Origin of the sequence: Methylobacterium guangdongense (assembly GCF_038442355.1) — a bacterium.
GTDB lineage: Bacteria > Pseudomonadota > Alphaproteobacteria > Rhizobiales > Beijerinckiaceae > Methylobacterium > Methylobacterium guangdongense.
This window is the reverse complement of the sequence record NZ_JBBXMX010000008.1, coordinates 46,051-63,415: the sequence shown is the minus strand read 5'-3', so window position 1 is coordinate 63,415 and position 17,365 is coordinate 46,051. Positions and strand designations below refer to the sequence as shown.

Sequence of the window (17,365 nt, the reverse complement as noted above, 5' to 3'; positions counted from 1 at the left end):
GGGTCATCCGTCCGCCGGGTGCGCGGCCGCACCGTCCCCCGTCAGCCGGGCGATGATCCGCGCCACCTCGGCCTCGGCCGCGGGAAAGCCCCGGCTCGTGTCGATGACGAAATCCCCCCGCGCCCGCTTCTCGGCGTCGGGCATCTGCTTGGCCAGGATCGCCGCGAAGGCGGCCTCGGTCATGCCGGGGCGGGCCAGCACCCGGGCGCGCTGGACCTCCGGCGGGGCGCTCACCACCGCGACCGCGTCGCAGCGCCCTTCGCCGCCGGTCTCGTAGAGGAGGGGGATGTCGAGGACGACGAGCGGCGCGTCCGCGTGCCGGGCGAGGAAGTCGGTGCTGGCCGCCCGGACCAGCGGGTGGACGATCTGTTCGAGCGCCGCCATCCGGTCGGGCGCGTCGAGCACCGCGGCGCGCAGGCGCGTCCGGTCGACGCCGCCTTCCGCATCGAGCACGCCCGGAAATTCCGCCCCGATCGCCGCCGCGGCCGCGCCGCCGGGCCCATAGAGCGCGTGAACGGCGACATCCGCATCGTGGACCGGGACGCCGCGCCGGGCGAACATCGCAGCGGTCGCCGATTTGCCCATGCCGATCGAGCCGGTGAGCCCGAGCACGATCGGTCCGGACCCGGCCTTCGGCCTCATGAGGCCAGATTCGGGGCGAGATCCGCCACGATCCGGTCGCGCAGCGCGGGGGTGACGGTCGGGCGGGGGCCGAACCACGCCGCGAAGCCCGGCACCGCCTGATGCAGCAGCATGCCGAGCCCGTCCACGGCAGCGAGCCCCCGGCGGCGCGCCGCCGCCAGGAGATCGGTCTCCAGCGGCGCGTAGACGATGTCGGCCACCGCGGCCCCCGGCGGCAGGGGCGTGAGATCGATTTCGAGGGGCGGCTGGCCCTTCATGCCGAGCGACGTGGTGTTGACGACGAGCCCGGCCTCGGCGAGCGCCGCCGACAGGTCGTCCCAGGCGAGGGGCTCGGCGATGCCGGGGGCCAGCGCCGCCACCGCCTCGGCCCGGGCCGGGGTGCGGTTGGCGACGCGGATGCGCCGTATCCCCCGCTCGGCCAGCCCGACCACGATCGCCCGGGCCGCGCCGCCGGCGCCCAGCACCACGGCGGTGCCGTTCCCCCGCGCCGGCCAGTCCGCCCCCAGGCTGTGATCGAGATGGGCGCAGAAGCCCGGCGCGTCGGTGTTGTCGCCGTGGATCCGCCGGTCGGGCCCGACCACCAGGGTGTTCACCGCGCCGATCTTTTCCGCCCGCGGGGTCAGGGTGTCGGCGAGCGCGCGGGCCATCTCCTTGTGGGGGAGGGTGACGTTGCCACCCCGGAAGCCGGAATCCGGCAGCGCCCGGATGAAGTCCGAAAAGGCCTCCGGGGCCACGTCCAGGCGCTCGTAGGAGCCGGCAATCCCGTGCTCGGCGAGCCAGTGGCCGTGGATCAGCGGCGAGCGCGAATGGGCGATCGGGTGGCCGACCACGAAGGCACGGGGGGTGCCGGAGGTCATGCCGCGCAGTCCTGTGCGAGCCGGCAGGCCGGACCGCCGACCTCCTCGATCTGCATCGTGGCGTGGACGATGCCGAAGCGCGCGCGCAGGCCCTCGGCGGTCTCGGCCAGGAAGCCGTTGCCGGCCACGCGATGGGCCTGATGGCCGTCCTCCATCACGAGATGGACCGTCAGGGCGACGCTGGTGGTGCTCATCGGCCAGATATGCAGGTCGTGGAGGTCGGCGACGCCGGGCCGTTCGCGCAGAAAGCCGGTCACCGCCTCGGGGGAGATCTCCGACGGGACGGCGTCGAGCGACATCGCCACGCTGTCGCGCAGCAGCCCCCAGGTCGCCCAGACCACGAGGCCGGCGACCACCAGGCTGACCGCCGGGTCGAGCCAGACGAGGCCGGTGAGCTGGATCACGAGGCCGGCGATCACCACACCGGCCGAGACCGCGGCGTCGGCCGCCATGTGCAGGAAGGCGCCGCGGATGTTGATGTCGCCCTTGGCGCCGCTGGCGAACAGCCACGCGGTGATGCCGTTCACCAGGATGCCGATGGCGGCCACCACCATCACGGTGGTGCCGGCCACGGGCTCGGGGTGGACCAGCCGGACCAGGGCCTCCCAGATCACCGCCCCCATGGCGATCAGCAGGAACACGGCGTTGAACAGGGCGGCCAGGATCGACGAGCCGCGGTAGCCGTAGGTGAAGCGCGCGGTGGCCTGCCGGCGCACGAGGATCGCGGCGACCCAGGCGGCCACGAGGCCCAGAACGTCCGACAGGTTGTGGCCGGCATCGGCTACAAGCGACATGGAGTTGCCGAGATAGCCGTAGATCGCCTCCACCACCACGAAGACGGTGTTGAGCGCGATGCCGATCGCGAAGGCCGGCCCGAAATTCTTGGGCGCATGGACGTGGCCGCCGGCCCCCCCGTGAGCGTGTCCGCCGTGCGAATGGCCCGCGTGGGAATGGCCCCCATGGGAATGGCCCGCGTGATCGTGGCCGCCGTGCGAATGGTCGTGTCCGGCCAAGACAGTACTCCCCTTCAGAACGCCAGGTAGCAGGCGGCGCGCAGCCGCGCGAGGAGCGGCAGAAGCGGCAGGCCCAGCACGGTGCTGTGATCGCCCGCGACCGATTCGAACAGGTGGATGCCCGGCCCTTCGAGCTGGTACCCGCCGACGCTCGCCCGCACGCGATCCTCGCCGGCGCAATCCACATAGGCCGCGATACCCCGGTCATCGAGGGCGCGCAGGGTCAGCCGGGCGGTCTCCACGAAGGCATCCTCGACCGCCCCGGCCAGCGCCACGGCGGAATGCAGGGCGTGGGTCCGGCCGGACAGGCGCGCGAGCTGCGCCCGGGCGGCCGCGGCGTCGGCCGGCTTGTGGAACACCGTGCCGTCGCAGGCGAGCACCTGATCGGCGCCGACGACGAGGCGTCCGGGGAAACGGGCCGCCACCGATTCGGCCTTGGCGCGGGCGAGGTGCAGGGCAAGGTCGGGCGGCGGCAGGCCGGCGCTCTGCGCTTCCAGGGCGCGCTCGTCGACATCGGGCGCGGCGGTCTCGACCGGCAAAGCGGCGCCCTCCAGCAGGAGGCGCCGGGTCGGGCTGGTCGAGGCGAGGAGGAGCGGGTGCGGACCGGTCCAGGGCGAGCGGGGCATCGCGCCAGTGTCACGGATCCGGGGCCGGGGGCAAGCCGGGGGTCGCGCCGACGACGAGGCTGCGACGAGCCCCGCCGTCGGACTGGACCGGCCGGCGGGGCTGTCGCGGGGCCGTTACGCAACCTGGCGCCCGGAGATGGTTGTGGCAGGGTCGGGTTAGGGGAAGGTCAACGGCCGTATTCCGCAGCCGCCGGTTTTCGTGTCGCAGCGGGACAGAGGCCGGAATACCGGCCTCCCACCCGCGCACCTCATCCGGAGGTGCCGGAGCGCAGCGGAGGCCTCGAAGGAGCCCTCTAGATGCCACCGCGATCCCTGGAGCCCTCCTTCGAGGCGGCTGCGCCGCACCTCAGGATGAGGGGAAGGGTCGGGATACCCGTTGAACCGGCCCCTCAGGTGTTCATCGAGTCGAAGAAGTCGCCGTTGCTCTTGGTCTGGCGCAGCTTGTCGAGCAGGAACTCGATCGCGTCGGTGACGCCCATCGGGTTGAGGATGCGGCGCAGCACGTAGGTCTTCTTGAGCGAATCCGGCGGGACCAGCAGCTCCTCCTTGCGGGTGCCCGAGCGGGTGATGTCGATCGCCGGGAAGATGCGCTTGTCGGAGACCTTGCGGTCCAGGATGATCTCGGAGTTGCCGGTGCCCTTGAACTCCTCGAAGATGACCTCGTCCATGCGCGAGCCGGTGTCGATCAGCGCGGTGGCGATGATCGAGAGCGAGCCGCCCTCCTCGATGTTGCGGGCCGCGCCGAAGAAGCGCTTGGGCCGCTGCAGGGCGTTGGCGTCGACACCGCCGGTCAGCACCTTGCCGGAGGACGGCACCACGGTGTTGTAGGCGCGGCCGAGGCGGGTGATCGAGTCGAGCAGAATCACCACGTCGCGCCCGTGCTCCACGAGGCGCTTAGCCTTCTCGATCACCATCTCGGCGACCTGCACGTGGCGGGTGGCCGGCTCGTCGAAGGTCGACGCGATGACCTCGCCCTTCACCGAGCGCTGCATGTCGGTGACCTCCTCGGGCCGCTCGTCGATGAGCAGCACGATCAGGTAGCACTCGGGATGGTTGAGGGTGATCGACTGCGCGATGTTCTGCATCAGCACGGTCTTACCCGTGCGCGGCGGCGCCACAATCAGGGCGCGCTGGCCCTTGCCGATCGGCGCCACGATGTCGATGATCCGCGGCGAGAAATCCTTCTTGGTCGGATTGTCCAGCTCGAGCTTGAACCGCTTCGTCGGGAAGAGCGGCGTCAGGTTGTCGAAGTGGACCTTGTGCTTGATCTTCTCCGGGTTCTCGAAGTTGATCGTGTTGACCTTGAGGAGCGCGAAGTAGCGCTCGCCGTCCTTGGGGCCGCGGATCGGGCCCTCGACGGTGTCGCCGGTCCGCAGGCCGAAGCGGCGGATCTGGGTCGGCGAGATGTAGATGTCGTCCGGGCCGGGCAGGTAGTTCGAGTCGGAGGAGCGCAGGAAGCCGAAGCCGTCCTGCAGCACCTCGACGGTGCCCGAACCGATGATCTCGACCTCCTTGGCAGCGAGCTGCTTCAGGATGGCGAACATCAGCTCCTGCTTGCGCATGGTCGAGGCGTTCTCAACCTCGACCTCCTCGGCGAAGGCCGTCAGGTCGGTCGGCGTCTTCGACTTGAGGTCCTGGAGCTTGACCTCGCGGACGCCCTCGAGGGCGGCCGGCATGGTCGGGCGTTCGGCGGGCAGATCGGCCGGCTCCGCGGTCTCGATCTCGGCGAGGGCGTCGGGGTGTGGCGTCATGGGGTGTCTTGCAACCGACGGAGAAGGTGGGAGGGCCGGTCCTATGCCAAAGCGCCCGGGGGACGGGCGCCGAAGGGCGGGCCGCGCTGCGGCGAGGGGCCCGAGGATCAGGTTGGCGAACCGGTCTGGCAGGACCCTCACGGCTCACGGGCGCGCTGCGGCGCAGACCTTGTGGTGAGGGCGCGATAGAGATAACGCGTTTTCCCGCCGCACTCAAGGGCTTCGCGCAGGCTCTCGCCGAAGGGCGCCGTCGGCGTTAGACAGGCGGCGCAGCCGAGGGCCCGGAACCGGGCCCGCGCGCGATCGTTCACCGTGCCGGCGCTGCGGCGCAACAGACATCACCCGATCCTCGACCCGAGAGCTACTCTGACCGCCATGCGCGACGACGCCGCTGGACGCACCCTCACCACGCACGAGCCGCGCCGGATCCCGTGGCTCGACATCGTGTTCGGCTTCGGCCCGATGGTGCCGATCGCGGCCGGTGCCGCCACGGCGTGGTGGCTGAACGGGCAGCCGCTCGACTACCTCGTGGCCCTGTTCACGCTCCTGTACGCGGCCTCGATCCTGCTGTTCCTGGCCGGCGTCCACCGGGGCGTCAGCTTCCGGACCGAGGGCGGCCCGCGGCTGTCGCAGATCGTCACCATGCTGGTGCTCTACGCGCTCGGGCTGCTCAGCCTGTGCACCGCCGTGGTGGGCAAGGCCGTGCCGGCGCTGGCGATGCTGATCCTCGGCTACGCCCTCGTGGGCATCCTCGACCCGATCCAGGCCCGCGCCAGCGAGGTGCCGCTCGCCCATGCCCGCCTGCGCCCGCTCCAGATGCCGATCGCCGTGGTGAGCCTCGCGGTCCTGCTCTGGCTGAAGCTGACCGCGCCGTATTGAGCCGCTGACGCAGGAGACCGTTGCGGATAAATCGCGGCCCTTTCCCGGACAGGTGGAGCGCCAGCGGAACCTGATCCGGGACCGAGCACAGGATACGCTGCGCAAGCGGCACATCGTGCTGATATCAGGACGCTTCGCGACGTCTTGCTCTCGATCCCGGGCGCATTCCGCTTTCGCTGCATGCGCCTGGGAAAAGGCCGGGCGCCAGATGCAGGGGCGGCACTGACGGTTCCGCGAACCGAATTCCCCTTTCCCCCGGCATGCTCTAGAGCCCGGACGCAGGATCCCCGGCCGCCGGGGACGACTCCATCCGATGCCGGATCCGGGCTCTGGCCCGCGAGAAGCGAACGCGTTCCATGTCCAAGCCCGAAACCGCGAAGCCCGAAACCCTCAAGCCCCGCCTGCCGCGCGGCTTCGTCGACCGGCGCGCCGGTGAGATCGCCGCGCAGCACCGGATGCTGGAGACGATCCGGCGGAGCTTCGAGCTCTACGGCTTCGAGGCCCTGGAGACCCCCTTCGTCGAGTACACCGAGGCGCTAGGCAAGTTCCTGCCCGACCTCGACCGGCCGAACGCGGGCGTGTTCTCGTTCCAGGACGACGACGAGGCGTGGCTCTCCCTGCGCTACGACCTGACGGCGCCCCTCGCCCGGTTCGTGGCCGAGAACTTCGACGCCCTGCCCAAGCCCTACCGCAGCTACCGGGCGGGCTACGTGTTCCGCAACGAGAAGCCGGGGCCGGGCCGCTTCCGCCAGTTCATGCAGTTCGACGCCGACATCGTGGGCGCCGGCAGCGTCGCGGCGGATGCCGAGATCTGCATGCTGATGGCCGACACGCTGAACCGGCTCGGGCTCGGCGGGCAGTACGTGGTCAAGGTCAACAACCGCAAGGTGCTCGACGGCGTGATGGAGGCGGCGGGCCTCGCGGGCGAGACCCGCGCCGGCCAGCGGCTCACCGTCCTGCGGGCGATCGACAAGCTCGACCGGCTGGGGGTCGACGGGGTGCGTCAGCTCCTGGGCGCCGGCCGCAAGGACGAGAGCGGCGACTTCACCAAGGGTGCGGGCCTCGACGAGGCGGCGATCGGGCGGATCCTCGCCTACGTGTCGTTCCAGGCCGATGCCGCGGACGGCGCCGACAAGGTGGCGTTCTGGGAAAAGTTCTTCGGCGGCTGGCACGACGCGGTCGGCGACTCGGAGACCGGCCGGGAGGGCATCGCCGAGCTGCACGCGATCATGCGCCTCTGCGCCGCCGCGGGCTACGGCCACGACGTGATCCGGGCCGATCCGAGCGTGGTGCGCGGCCTCGAATACTACACCGGCCCGGTCTACGAGGCCGAGCTGACGTTTCCCGTGACCAACGAGGACGGCCAGACCGTGCGCTTCGGCTCGGTGGCGGGGGGCGGACGCTACGACGGGCTGGTCGGGCGCTTCCGGGCCGAGCCGGTGCCGGCGGCGGGCTTCTCGATCGGCGTCTCGCGCCTGTTCTCGGCCCTGCAGCTCGTGAACAGCCCGCTGCTTGCCGGTGCCGAGACCCCCGGCCCGGTGGTGGTGCTGGTCCTCGACCGGGAGAACATGGCGGATTACCAGCGCCTCGTCGCGCTGCTGCGCGCCGACGGCATCCGGGCCGAACTCTATCTCGGCAGCGCCGGCATGAAGGCGCAGATGAAGTATGCCGATCGCCGCCGCGCGCCCGTCGCGGTCATCCAGGGCTCGAACGAGCGGCTGGCCGGCGAGGTCCAGATCAAGGACCTGATCGAGGGGGCCCGGGCGGCGGACTCCATCGCCAGCAACGCCGAGTGGAAGGCGGCGCGGCCCGCGCAGTTCTCGTGTCCCGAAGCCGATCTGGTGGCGCAGGTGCGCGCCGTGCTGGCTCGGCATTTCCCATCGACCGCGGGGTGAAACGCGAAGCCTCCGGCGGCGTTGTCCCCGGTCGATGCCGCGACCCGATCGGCAGGGAGATCCCGGGGATGCGTGCCGAGACGACCACCAAGTCCCTGATCCTGTCGGCCGCCCTGCTGGTCGCGTGCGCGGTGCCGGCTTCGGCGGCCCGCCCCGTCCCTGGCCGGCTGCCCAGCGCCGTGGCGGTTGCGACGCCCGGCACCGGCAGCGCCCCCATCCTCAGCGCCGGCGTCGCCGCAGCCCCCGCGCTCAGCGCCCTGACCCGGCGCAAACCGGGCCGTCGGCCCCGCGGGGCACGGCTCGGAAGCATCCGCCCACTCTGAAAGTCCGGGGTTCCCCAAGGGCGAGCCCTTGGGCAGGGGTTCGGGGGGCGGAGCCCCTGAAAGAGACCCCAGGGCTCTGCCCTGGACCCGCGAAAGGGCTCGCCCTTTCGAAACCCGGACGGGGATCTATCGCACACAGACCGGCGGCAGGGCGGCGCGGACCTTGGTGGTGAACATCTCCAAGTCGCAGCCGCCGTCCCGGGCCGGGCAGATCCCGATCGTCAGCGGCAGGGAGACCGGTGGGTCCTGGGGGCCGAGCGCCCGGACGGAGCGCAGCTGATCGAGGGTCTGGGCGAAGATCCGGATGCGGATCGTCCGCCGCCCGGTTTCCGCATGGCGCCAGACCTCGAAGGCGAGGGTGGTGTCGGGGGCGGTCGGGTCCGGTTGCCCGGGAAGCGACCAGCCGAGGCCGAGGGCGCCCGACAGGTTCGACAGGGTGGTGTCGTGGCCGGCCAGCACGACGAGGCGCGCGCTCGCTCCGAGCGGCGGCACGCCGAGGCCCCGGGGCGCCTCGCCCTGCAGCAGGTCGGCCAGCATCCGCAGCAGCGTCGCCGCGCGGAACGTGGCGATCTCGGGCGTCCGGCGCAGGAGATCGGCCGCCCGCCGATGGGCCGGGAGCACAGCCGCCAGGGTTTCCGGCACGCCCTGGCCCCAGGCCACCTGATCGGCCGGCAGGCCCTCGGCGTATTCCAGGAGCAGGTTCTCCGACACGGTGGCGGCCAGCGCCAGCGGACCCTCGATCTTCGGCCCGGTGGGCGTGGCGACGAGGGTGCTCGGGCCATCCAGGCAGGCCGCCGGGACCGTCTTGCAGGCAGCAGGACCCAGGACCCGCTTCAGCGCCGCGATGGCCTTCTCGGAGGCCTTGTCGGTGACCGCGAATCCGCCCGCCGTCCGGCCCTGGACCGCCGCCAGGGCTTCGGCCGGATCCAGGGGACAGACCCGCCCGCTGTCGAAGACCGGATCGAGGGCGCCCACGGGCCCGTGACGGGCGACGAGGCCGCATCCGGGGACGATCGCGTCGGCCAGGACCTGGCCGCTCCGGCGGGTGCGGTTCGCGGCGCCGTCCGCCCAGACCTGCACGGCGTTCACCGCCGGGCAGCCGGTCTCGGGCAGGAGCTCGGCCTTGGCGTAGACGCTCCGCAGATAGGCCCCCATGCGCGACAGGGCCTCGGCCCCGTGCGGCGTCAGCTCGCCCGACTCGACCGGGAAGGGCGGCCAGGGCCGGCCTGTCCTGGCTTCCAGCGCGGTCGCCGAGGCGCTCGGCGCGCGCACGCCGTGGCGGGAGACCATCACGACCCGTTCGAGCTTGGGCTCGGCGGCCTGGGAGGGCGGCTGAGCCACGCAGAGAAGCGTCAGGAGGGCGATCCCGAGGCATCGCGACCGCATGATGGCCGATGAGGTTTTTCGAGCCATCACGGTATCCGATCACGGCCTTCCTGGATGGTCCGATCATGGATCACAGCCTTGAGCCGAAGCAATCCGTCATCGATCGAAGCGCTTTCGAGCGTTAACGGCGCTGTATATGGCCGTCATGTTCATAGAACTACGCATCTTTCGTGCAAGAATTCGTTGTTTTATCGAAACAGACGCTCTGCAACGCCAATATAAAGCGCATAGATCCTAGATTTAGCGGATGATTGCATGGAACGTGGGTTCGCAGCAGAGATCTCCGGTTCGAAACAACCGGGACTTGATGCGCGAGCACGGCCAGGGCGTTGCCCTGGCGACCCACCAAAGGGCAAGCGCCCTTTGGGATCCCGTGATCGGTGGAGGCTCGGTCGTGGAAGCGCCGCCCCCGCTATCGGCCACGGTCGCCAAGCCCGGCCGCGGTTGCTACAGAGCGCCCGCGAGGTGGACACGATGACACGACCGGAGGCAGGCGAGACGGGGGTGGGGGATGCGGCGCGCGCGCGGCTCTCCGCCCATCTGAATGCGGCGGGCTATCGGCCGGTGACGCCGCCGGTGCTGCAGCCCCTGGAGCCGTTCCTCGAACTGTCGGGCGAGGACATCCGCCGCCGGATCTTCGTGACCCAGGATGCGGGCGGGGCCGAGTTGTGCCTGCGGCCGGAATTCACGATCCCCGTCTGCCGCCTGCACCGGTCGCAAGCCGACGGGCAGGCGGCCGATTACAGCTATTGCGGCCCGGTCTTCCGGCTGGCCGCCGACGAGCCCGACGAGTTCTTCCAGGCCGGGATCGAGTCGATCGGGCGCACCGACACGCCGGCCGCGGATGCCGAGGTGCTGGGCCTCGCCCTGGAAGGCCTCGCGCTGTTCGGCCGGTCCGACCCGGCGGTCCGGCTCGGCGACATGGGGCTGACCGTGGCGCTCCTCGACGGGCTGGCGGTGCCGCCGGCCGCCAAGCGCCGGACGCTCCGGGCGCTCGCCGCCGGCCGCTCCCTCGACGCCGTGACCAACGGCGCCGGCGCGCGGCCGGAGGATCCCCATGCCGGCCTCCTGGCGGCGATCCAGGGCCAGGATCCGCGGGGCGTGCGCGCCTTCGTGGAGGACGTTCTGGCGATCGCCGGGATCTCGGCGGTGGGCGGGCGCAGCGCCGGCGAGATCGCCGAGCGCTTCCTCGCCAAGGCGGCCGCCCAGGCCCATGGCGGGGCCGGGCTCAACGCCGAGAACCGCTCCGTGCTCGAGCGCTACCGCGCCATCGCGGGCCATCCGGACGCGGCGGCGCGCGACCTGCGGGCGCTGGTCGCCGATGCGAACATCCGCCACGACGCCCTCTCGGCCGCCCTCGACCTGTTCGAGGAACGCACGGGCTTCATCGCGGCCCGCGGCCTGCCGATCGAGCGGTTCCGCTTCCAGGGCGGCTTCGCCCGCAACCTCGACTACTACACCGGTTTCATCTTCGAGGTGGCCGAGGGGGATAATTCGCGCGACGGCCCGATCCTGGTCGGCGGCGGGCGCTACGACGGGCTGCTCGGTCATCTCGGCAGCCCCGTGCCGCTGCCGGCGGTCGGCTGCACCTTCTGGATCGAGCGCGTGGCGGGAGCTGGACAATGAACGCGTCCGAACCCCTGATCCTGGCCGTTCCCTCCAAGGGCCGGCTTCAGGAGAACGCCAACGCGTTCTTCGGCCGGGCCGGGCTGAAGCTCGCACAAGGAGCGGGCGCCCGCGACTACCGGGGCAAGCTCCTGGGCGTGCCGGATGTCGAGGTGCGCTACCTCTCGGCCTCCGAGATCGCCGCGCAGCTCGCCTCCGGTGCCGCCCATCTCGGGGTGACCGGCGAGGACCTGATCCGCGAGACCCTGCCCGACGTGCGCGGCCAGGTGGAGCTGCTGACGCCGCTCGGCTTCGGCAACGCCACCGTGGTGGTGGCGGTGCCCCAGGCCTGGATCGACGTGCGCGCCATGTCGGACCTCGACGAGGTCGCGGCCGGGATGCGCGCCCGCCACGGGCGCCGCCTGCGGGTGGCCACCAAATACGTGAACCTGACCCGCCGGTTCTTCGCCGAGAAGGGGGTGGCCGATTACCGGATCGTCGAGAGCCTCGGCGCCACCGAGGGGGCACCGGCCGCGGGCTCGGCCGAGATCGTGGTCGACATCACCACCACGGGGGCGACGCTCAGCGCCAACGCGTTGAAGATCCTGGAGGACGGGGTCATCCTGCGCTCCGAGGCGAATCTCGTGGCGTCCCTGAAGGCGCCCTGGGGGGAGGGCCAGCGGGCGGCACTCCGCACCGTGCTCGGCCGGATCGCCGCCGAGGAGCGTGCCCGGACCACCCGGGAGGTGCGCGCCGCCCTGCCGGAGAGCGGCACGATCGACCTCGCCACCCTGGCGGGTCTGCACGAGGCGGAACTGCCCTACGGCGCCCCGCGGGGACCCGAGGGCGAGATCGTGCTGCGCTGCCCGGAGGGCGCGGTGTTCGAGCTGGCCGGCGCGCTGGTCGAGGCCGGAGCGCGGGCCGTAACGGTGCGGCGGGTGGATTACGCCTTCGCGGCCGAGAACCCGCTGGCGGAGCGGCTGCTGGCGCGGTTGTAGTGCCACCGTACAGCCAGCAGGGGTGGCTTTCCGCCCTGACGCCGATCCGCTAGTATCGCAAACTGCGATGCGGCTTCGAACCGATGCACGTCATCACTCAAGCTCGGATCTGGGACGCCAAGCGGACATGGCCACGCGCTGCCGACGCATTGGATGCTTGGTATCGACTGATAAAGAGTTCGGAACCCTGCGACTTCGCGGAGATGAAGGCGCTGTTTCCGGCAACCGACAAGGTTGGCCGCCTGCATGTCTTCGATATTGGCGGCAACAAACTGCGCTTAGTCGCCGTCGTTCAATATAAGTTCAAGAAGATTTACATCCAGGCGATCATGGATCACGCCACCTACGACAAGGGCAAGTGGAAGGTGTAGATCGATGACCACCCTTGTGGAAAAGGCGGTTGAGCATTGGCCGCACGTTGCCCCCCTGCTGACGGCTCCGGCAGGCCGTGTCGAATACGACCGACTGGTCGAGGCCATGGACCAGATCCTGCGTCTCGTCGGCGAGGATGAGGATCACCCCCTGGCGATTCTCGCCTCCCGTATGGGTGACCTGATCGAGGCCTACGACGAAACGCATCACCCTATGCCGCAGGTCACCGGTGCCGCCGCCCTGCGCGCCATCATGGATGAACGCGGTCTCGGCCAGGGTGACCTGCCGGAAGTCGGCTCTCAATCGGTCATCTCCGAGATCCTGAGCGGGAAGCGGCGGATCAACATCCGTCAGGCCCGGGTTTTGAGCGCGCGGTTCGCGTTTCCAGCGGAGATGTTCCTCGACCTTTGAGGGCTCGGCGAGACCGCGCTGGCGATCCCTACTGCGGCCCCTGCTTGGCGAACTCCGACAGCACCGCACGCAGCACCTTGAGCCGCGCATCGTAGATCCCGGTCAGGCAGGCGGTATCGCCGCCGCAGGTCCGGCGCTCCTGCAGCCACGCCTCCTGATCCTCGCGCAGCTTCGTCTGGCCGCCCATCGGCAGAACCGCCTTCAGGATCTCGAACCGGGTCGCCATCTCGACGTCCCGGTCGTTGAGGGGGAGATGCGCGCAGATCGCCTTCTCGTCGGCGGCCTCGGCCCTATCGCAGGAAAAGCTCGCCGCGTGGGCGGACGGGCTGAACGCCAGGAGGGTCAGGGCCAGGGCGGTGGAGAGTCGGTTCGCCATGGGCTCAGAACGAGCTGGCCCGCGAAAAGCTCCCCACGCCGCACCGGCGCGGTGGATCGGGCCCGGGATCACGGGATCTCCGGATCAGAGGCCTGGCTTGACGATCGCCAGGATGACGATGCCGATCATCAGGAGCGTCGGCACCTCGTTGAGGATCCGGTAGAACCGGGGCGCGCGGGTGTTCCGGTCGGCGGCGAAATCCTTGACCATCCGGGCGAGCCAGCCGTGGATGCCCGACATCGCCAGGACCAGCGCGAACTTCGCCTGCAGCCAGGGGGCCGCGTAGAAGCCGCTCATCCAGGCGAGCGTCAGCCCGAACACCCAGGTGGCGATCATGGCCGGGGTCATGATCGCCTTGAGGAGGCGGCGCTCCATCACCTTGAAGGTCGCGCTCTGCGCCGCCGAGCCCGCCGGCAGGCCGGCGTGGTAGACGAACAGCCGCGGCAGGTAGAGCATCCCCGCCATCCAGGCGATCAGGCTGATGACGTGAAGGGCCTTGATCCAGTCGTACAGCACGCGCTCGGCCTCAGCCCTGCCCGCGCAGCCGGGCGAGCATGCGCTCGACATGGGCGACCGGCGTCTGCGGCGTGATGCCGTGGCCGAGGTTGAAGATGTGCGGCAGGCCGGCGGTCGCCGCCAGCACGGCATCCACGGCCGCGTCGAGGGCCGGGCCGCCCTCGATCAGCGTGTCGGGATGCAGGTTGCCCTGCGTCACCGTCGAGGCCGGGATCCGGCCGCGCAGGGCCTTCAGGTCCACGCCCCAATCGACCCCGACGGCGTCGGCGCCGGTCTCGGGCACCACCCGGGCATGGCCGTCGAGCCCCGAGCCGCGGGCGAACACGATGATCTTCGCCCCCGGCACCCGGGCGCGGACGCCCGCGATCATCCGGGCGATGGGCTGCAGCGACCAGCGGGTGAGGGCGTCGGCGGCGGGCGCGTCCGGCAGGGCGCTCTCGGCGACGTCGCCCACGGGCTCGACGATCCCGCCGGAGGCCGGCACGGCCTGCGGCAGGGTGCCGGCATGGGACTCGAAGATCTGCACCGCGTCGGCGCCGGCCTCGAGCTGGCGCACGAGGTAGTCGGTCTGCACCGTGACGAGCCGATCGATCAGGGTGTCGACCAGCGCGGTATCGCCCTCGGCCAGCGCCCGCGCGGGGGCAAGGTCCGGCGTGCCGCGGCCGCCGATCATGTAGCTCGCCACCGTCCAGGGAGCGCCGCAGAAGCCGAGCAGCGTGGTCTCGCCGGGCAGTTCGGACCGCAGCCGCTTCACCGTCTCGAAGACCGGGGCGAGGTGATCCATCACCGCCGGGTCGCCGGCCTCACGCAGTCGCGAAAAGGTGTCCCGTCCGTCGAGGGGGTCGAGGCGCGGCCCCTCGCCTTCGACGAAGCGCACGTCCTGGCCGAGCGCGTGGGGGATGACGAGGATGTCCGAAAACAAAATCGCCGCGTCGAAGCCGAAGCGCCGGATCGGCTGGAGCGTGACCTCGACGGCGAAATCCGGGCTGTAGCAGAGGTCGAGGAACGAGCCGGCCTCGGCCCGGGTCGCCCGATATTCCGGCAGATAGCGGCCGGCCTGGCGCATCATCCAGGCGGGGGGTGGCCCGATGGCCTCTCCCTCGAGGACACGCAGGACCTTGCGCTCCCCCTTCGGCGTCCCCGTCATCTGCGCTCCACCCCGTTTGCCCCACCCCGCATGCCCGTCGGCGCGCCTCCTGTCGAGTCGAGGCGCGCCGATCCCCACACAGGCCCCTTCGAAAAGAAAAGAGAGATTCTAGGACTCTGTTTTTTCTATTGGGGGCCTGAGATTCGGGGTCGCAAACCGATCCACAGGCCGTCCCCGCCGCCGCGCCGTTAACGAGGCTTTAAAGGATTTGCTCCAACTTGCGAGAACCGGACGGTCCGTCAGCGGCTTGGCAACGCCGAGTCCTGTGCGCACCCCGATTGCGTCCCGGATTCTCCCACGGGCCCGGATTCCGCGTGGGCCGATCAACGGCCTGTGAACGGCGGAGTCGATAACCGAACATCGCCTGACGCTGGACCGGCCCGGCGGGGCATCCTATCCACACTCATCGACTCCCCTGGCGGCCGGCGGTGGACAACCTGGGCCTCGCGAAAGGCGTCCGGATGGGCCGCAGCTACTTCCACCTCCACCTCGTCTCCGACTCGACCGGCGAGACGCTGATCAATGTCGGTCGCGCAGCCGCCGCGCAGTACGAGGGCGTCTCGGCGATCGAGCACGTCTATCCCCTCGTGCGCTCGGCGGCGCAGCTCGACCGGGTGATCTCCGAGATCCGGGCGGCGCCGGGCCTCGTGCTCTACACCCTGGTGGGCGGCGACCTCGGCGAGCGGCTGGAGGAGGTCGCCCGGGAGACCGGCTCGCCCTGCCTGTCGGTGCTGCGGCCGGTCCACGATCTGCTGCGCGCCTATCTCGGCGCCGAGACCACGGCCCGGCCCGGCGCCCAGCACATGCTGAACGCGGAGTACTTCAAGCGCATCGACGCGATGAACTTCACGCTGGCCCACGACGACGGCAACCTGCCGGAGGATCTGGAGGAGGCCGACGTGATCCTGCTGGGCGTCAGCCGGACCTCGAAGACGCCGACCTCGATCTACCTCGCCAATCGCGGCCTCAAGACCACGAACCTGCCGCTGGTGCCCGGCATGCCGCTGCCGCCGGCGATCGAGCGCGCCCGCAAGCCCCTGGTGGTCGGCCTGTTCGCCTCGCCGGAGCGGATCGTGCAGATCCGGCAGAACCGGCTCTCCAGCCTCAACGCCGACGAATCCTCCCTCTACGTCGACCGCTCGGCGGTGGCCGACGAGATCACGATGTCGCGTCGGCTGTTCACTAAGAACCGCTGGCCGACGATCGACGTGACCCGCCGCTCGATCGAGGAGACCGCGGCCGCGATCGTCGACCTCTATCGCGACCACCGCCTGAAGTTCATCGCGGACTGAGTCCGGGGTTCCCAAAGGGCAAGCCCTTTGGCGGGGTCCAGGGGCGGCGCCCCTGAGGCACCGGGCGAAGCCCGGCAGCAGGGCTCTGCCCTGCGCCCGCAAAGGGTCGGAGACCTTTTGAAACCAGGACTTTTCAGCTGCCGCTCAAAACTGCGCGCACCAGGGCGAGGCCCGCCACCAGTCCGACCAGGCCGGCCGCGACCGAGGCCAGCACGTAGAGCGCGGCCGTGGCGGTCTCGCCGCGCTCGTACAGGCTGATCGCGTCGAGCGAGAAGGTCGAGAAGGTGGTGAAGCCGCCGAGCATCCCGGTGGTCAGGAACAGCCGCGCCGGATGGCCCGCCGCGCCGCGCAGCGCGAAGCCTTCCGCGAGCACGCCCATCAGGAACGAGCCCAGCACGTTGATGATCAGCGTGGCCAGGGGAAAGCCGAGGCCCGGCAGGAGCCGGCTGACCGCCACGTTGATGCCGTGGCGGGCCCCGCCGCCGAGCCCGGCTCCGAGGATGACGATGAGGGTGTTGATCATGCCTGCCCTTCCTGTTCGGTCGGGCGGCGTCGCGCGTCGCGGCTTCGGCGCACGGCCCCACCGCGGACGGCGGAACGCGCGCCCGTGCGGTAGGAGCCATCAGCCCGGCTTGATGGGCCGGGCGGTTGTCGGGGAGCTCCATCCCCATCGGCGACAGGCTTAGCGCAGGATCGCCGACAGGGGAATCCGATTTACCGGGCGAAGGCGAAGTGGCTGCGCTGCTCGATCTGGGCGGCGTAGAAATCCTCCACCACCTCGCGGACCACCTCGGCCAATTCGTCGCCCCGGTGCTCGTCGAGCTGAATGTCGCTGCCGACCGTCCGGCCGCTGGCGCAGCGACCCGCGCCCGGCATGAGGCGCTCGTTGTAGCGCTGGTTCAGGCCCGAGACCGAGATGAAGTTGCTGCCGCCGAGTTCCGGCCCGTACTTGATCTTGATCTTCTGCTCGGCTTCGGTCCCGCGCAGCTGTGCGCACAGGCTGATGAAGTTGTCCTGATCGATCTTGGCTTCCAGGCCCGTGATGCTGCCGTGGACATTGTCCTCCTCGTTGAGCACCTCGGCCATCAGGTTGAGGACGCCCACCACCGGCTGCAGCGCCCGGGTGCCCTCTTCGAGAAGCTTCTTCCGGAAATCGTTGCTCCGTGCATCGGCCTCCTGCAGCCGCGCGCGGAACCTGTCCTTGACGTCGATCGCGCGTGGCATCGCGCTCCTCCCTGTTGGTTCATCCGGTTCTTGTTCGACCGGATACTGCAAA

19 protein-coding genes and 1 riboswitch are annotated in these 17,365 nt (G+C 70.7%); of the genes, 8 read left to right on the top strand and 11 right to left on the bottom strand.

What is annotated here, in order from left to right; all coding sequences use genetic code 11:
* Positions 1 to 3: 3 nt before the first annotated feature.
* From coaE to rho, 5 genes are all read right to left on the bottom strand, one after another.
* Entirely contained in the window at positions 4 to 642 is a 639-nt protein-coding gene (gene coaE / locus AAHG09_RS16455; protein ID WP_342108529.1) for a dephospho-CoA kinase, read from the bottom strand.
* A complete protein-coding gene (locus AAHG09_RS16450) occupies positions 639 to 1,499 on the bottom strand; it encodes a shikimate dehydrogenase (RefSeq protein WP_342108528.1) in 861 nt (286 codons plus the stop codon). The genes coaE and AAHG09_RS16450 overlap by 4 nt, the downstream gene beginning before the upstream one ends.
* Positions 1,496 to 2,512 carry a cation diffusion facilitator family transporter gene (locus tag AAHG09_RS16445; protein WP_342108527.1) on the bottom strand — a complete coding sequence of 339 codons (1,017 nt, stop codon included), beginning with the start codon at positions 2,510 to 2,512 and terminating at the stop codon, positions 1,496 to 1,498. Before AAHG09_RS16445 ends, AAHG09_RS16450 begins: the two co-directional genes overlap by 4 nt.
* A 14-nt stretch (positions 2,513 to 2,526) precedes the next feature.
* A complete protein-coding gene (locus tag AAHG09_RS16440) occupies positions 2,527 to 3,138 on the bottom strand; it encodes a Maf family protein (RefSeq protein ID WP_342108526.1) in 612 nt (203 codons plus the stop codon).
* Positions 3,139 to 3,527: 389 nt separating this feature from the next.
* Positions 3,528 to 4,889 (bottom strand): transcription termination factor Rho, encoded by a 1,362-nt coding sequence (gene rho / locus AAHG09_RS16435; RefSeq protein WP_412760049.1) that lies wholly within the window; start codon positions 4,887 to 4,889, stop codon positions 3,528 to 3,530.
* Positions 4,890 to 5,264: 375 nt separating this feature from the next.
* Between rho and AAHG09_RS16430 the strand changes: the two genes are divergently transcribed.
* From AAHG09_RS16430 to AAHG09_RS16420, 3 genes are all read left to right on the top strand, one after another.
* A complete protein-coding gene (locus AAHG09_RS16430) occupies positions 5,265 to 5,768 on the top strand; it encodes a DUF3429 domain-containing protein (RefSeq protein WP_342108738.1) in 504 nt (167 codons plus the stop codon).
* A gap of 356 nt (positions 5,769 to 6,124) precedes the next feature.
* On the top strand, positions 6,125 to 7,663 hold the full coding sequence (gene hisS / locus AAHG09_RS16425; RefSeq protein WP_342108525.1) for a histidine--tRNA ligase: 1,539 nt from the start codon (positions 6,125 to 6,127) through the stop codon (positions 7,661 to 7,663).
* A gap of 68 nt (positions 7,664 to 7,731) precedes the next feature.
* Positions 7,732 to 7,986, top strand: a complete 255-nt coding sequence (locus AAHG09_RS16420; RefSeq protein WP_342108524.1) for a hypothetical protein — start codon at positions 7,732 to 7,734, stop codon at positions 7,984 to 7,986.
* Between the two features lie 126 nt (positions 7,987 to 8,112).
* Here the strand turns inward: AAHG09_RS16420 and AAHG09_RS16415 are convergent, their stop codons facing one another.
* Positions 8,113 to 9,399, bottom strand: a complete 1,287-nt coding sequence (locus AAHG09_RS16415) for a histidine-type phosphatase (protein ID WP_342108523.1) — start codon at positions 9,397 to 9,399, stop codon at positions 8,113 to 8,115.
* A gap of 447 nt (positions 9,400 to 9,846) precedes the next feature.
* Here AAHG09_RS16415 and AAHG09_RS16410 point away from each other — a divergent pair, with 447 nt between their 5' ends.
* The 4 genes from AAHG09_RS16410 to AAHG09_RS16395 all read left to right on the top strand — a co-directional run bounded on the left by AAHG09_RS16410 (position 9,847) and on the right by AAHG09_RS16395 (position 12,758).
* Positions 9,847 to 10,998, top strand: coding sequence for an ATP phosphoribosyltransferase regulatory subunit (locus tag AAHG09_RS16410; RefSeq protein WP_342108522.1), 1,152 nt, complete (start codon positions 9,847 to 9,849; stop codon positions 10,996 to 10,998).
* Entirely contained in the window at positions 10,995 to 11,975 is a 981-nt protein-coding gene (gene hisG / locus AAHG09_RS16405) for an ATP phosphoribosyltransferase (protein ID WP_342108521.1), read from the top strand. Before AAHG09_RS16410 ends, hisG begins: the two co-directional genes overlap by 4 nt.
* Positions 11,976 to 12,058: 83 nt before the next feature.
* Entirely contained in the window at positions 12,059 to 12,346 is a 288-nt protein-coding gene (locus tag AAHG09_RS16400) for a type II toxin-antitoxin system HigB family toxin (RefSeq protein ID WP_342108520.1), read from the top strand.
* Between the two features lie 4 nt (positions 12,347 to 12,350).
* Complete coding sequence (locus AAHG09_RS16395) at positions 12,351 to 12,758, top strand: helix-turn-helix domain-containing protein (RefSeq protein ID WP_342108519.1); 408 nt, start codon at positions 12,351 to 12,353, stop codon at positions 12,756 to 12,758.
* A 28-nt stretch (positions 12,759 to 12,786) separates the two neighbouring features.
* Here AAHG09_RS16395 and AAHG09_RS16390 read toward each other — a convergent pair whose 3' ends face one another.
* The 3 genes from AAHG09_RS16390 to AAHG09_RS16380 form a co-directional block, all read right to left on the bottom strand.
* Positions 12,787 to 13,134 (bottom strand): lysozyme inhibitor LprI family protein, encoded by a 348-nt coding sequence (locus AAHG09_RS16390; protein ID WP_342108518.1) that lies wholly within the window; start codon positions 13,132 to 13,134, stop codon positions 12,787 to 12,789.
* An 84-nt stretch (positions 13,135 to 13,218) separates the two neighbouring features.
* The gene (gene hemJ / locus AAHG09_RS16385; protein WP_342108517.1) at positions 13,219 to 13,650 is read right to left on the bottom strand and encodes a protoporphyrinogen oxidase HemJ; all 432 of its coding nucleotides are present in this window, start codon (positions 13,648 to 13,650) and stop codon (positions 13,219 to 13,221) included.
* A 10-nt stretch (positions 13,651 to 13,660) separates the two neighbouring features.
* Positions 13,661 to 14,797, bottom strand: a complete 1,137-nt coding sequence (locus AAHG09_RS16380) for a uroporphyrinogen decarboxylase (RefSeq protein WP_342108516.1) — start codon at positions 14,795 to 14,797, stop codon at positions 13,661 to 13,663.
* Between the two features lie 461 nt (positions 14,798 to 15,258).
* Between AAHG09_RS16380 and AAHG09_RS16375 the strand changes: the two genes are divergently transcribed.
* On the top strand, positions 15,259 to 16,089 hold the full coding sequence (locus AAHG09_RS16375) for a pyruvate, water dikinase regulatory protein (protein WP_091716387.1): 831 nt from the start codon (positions 15,259 to 15,261) through the stop codon (positions 16,087 to 16,089).
* A gap of 133 nt (positions 16,090 to 16,222) precedes the next feature.
* Here the strand turns inward: AAHG09_RS16375 and crcB are convergent, their stop codons facing one another.
* Together crcB and AAHG09_RS16365 are read right to left on the bottom strand one after the other, a co-directional pair.
* Positions 16,223 to 16,612 (bottom strand): fluoride efflux transporter CrcB, encoded by a 390-nt coding sequence (crcB, locus tag AAHG09_RS16370; RefSeq protein ID WP_342108515.1) that lies wholly within the window; start codon positions 16,610 to 16,612, stop codon positions 16,223 to 16,225.
* An 83-nt stretch (positions 16,613 to 16,695) separates the two neighbouring features.
* A riboswitch (Fluoride riboswitch) is annotated at positions 16,696 to 16,767 on the bottom strand.
* Between the two features lie 36 nt (positions 16,768 to 16,803).
* The gene (locus AAHG09_RS16365) at positions 16,804 to 17,313 is read right to left on the bottom strand and encodes a hypothetical protein (protein ID WP_342108514.1); all 510 of its coding nucleotides are present in this window, start codon (positions 17,311 to 17,313) and stop codon (positions 16,804 to 16,806) included.
* Between the last annotated feature and the right edge of the window lie 52 nt (positions 17,314 to 17,365).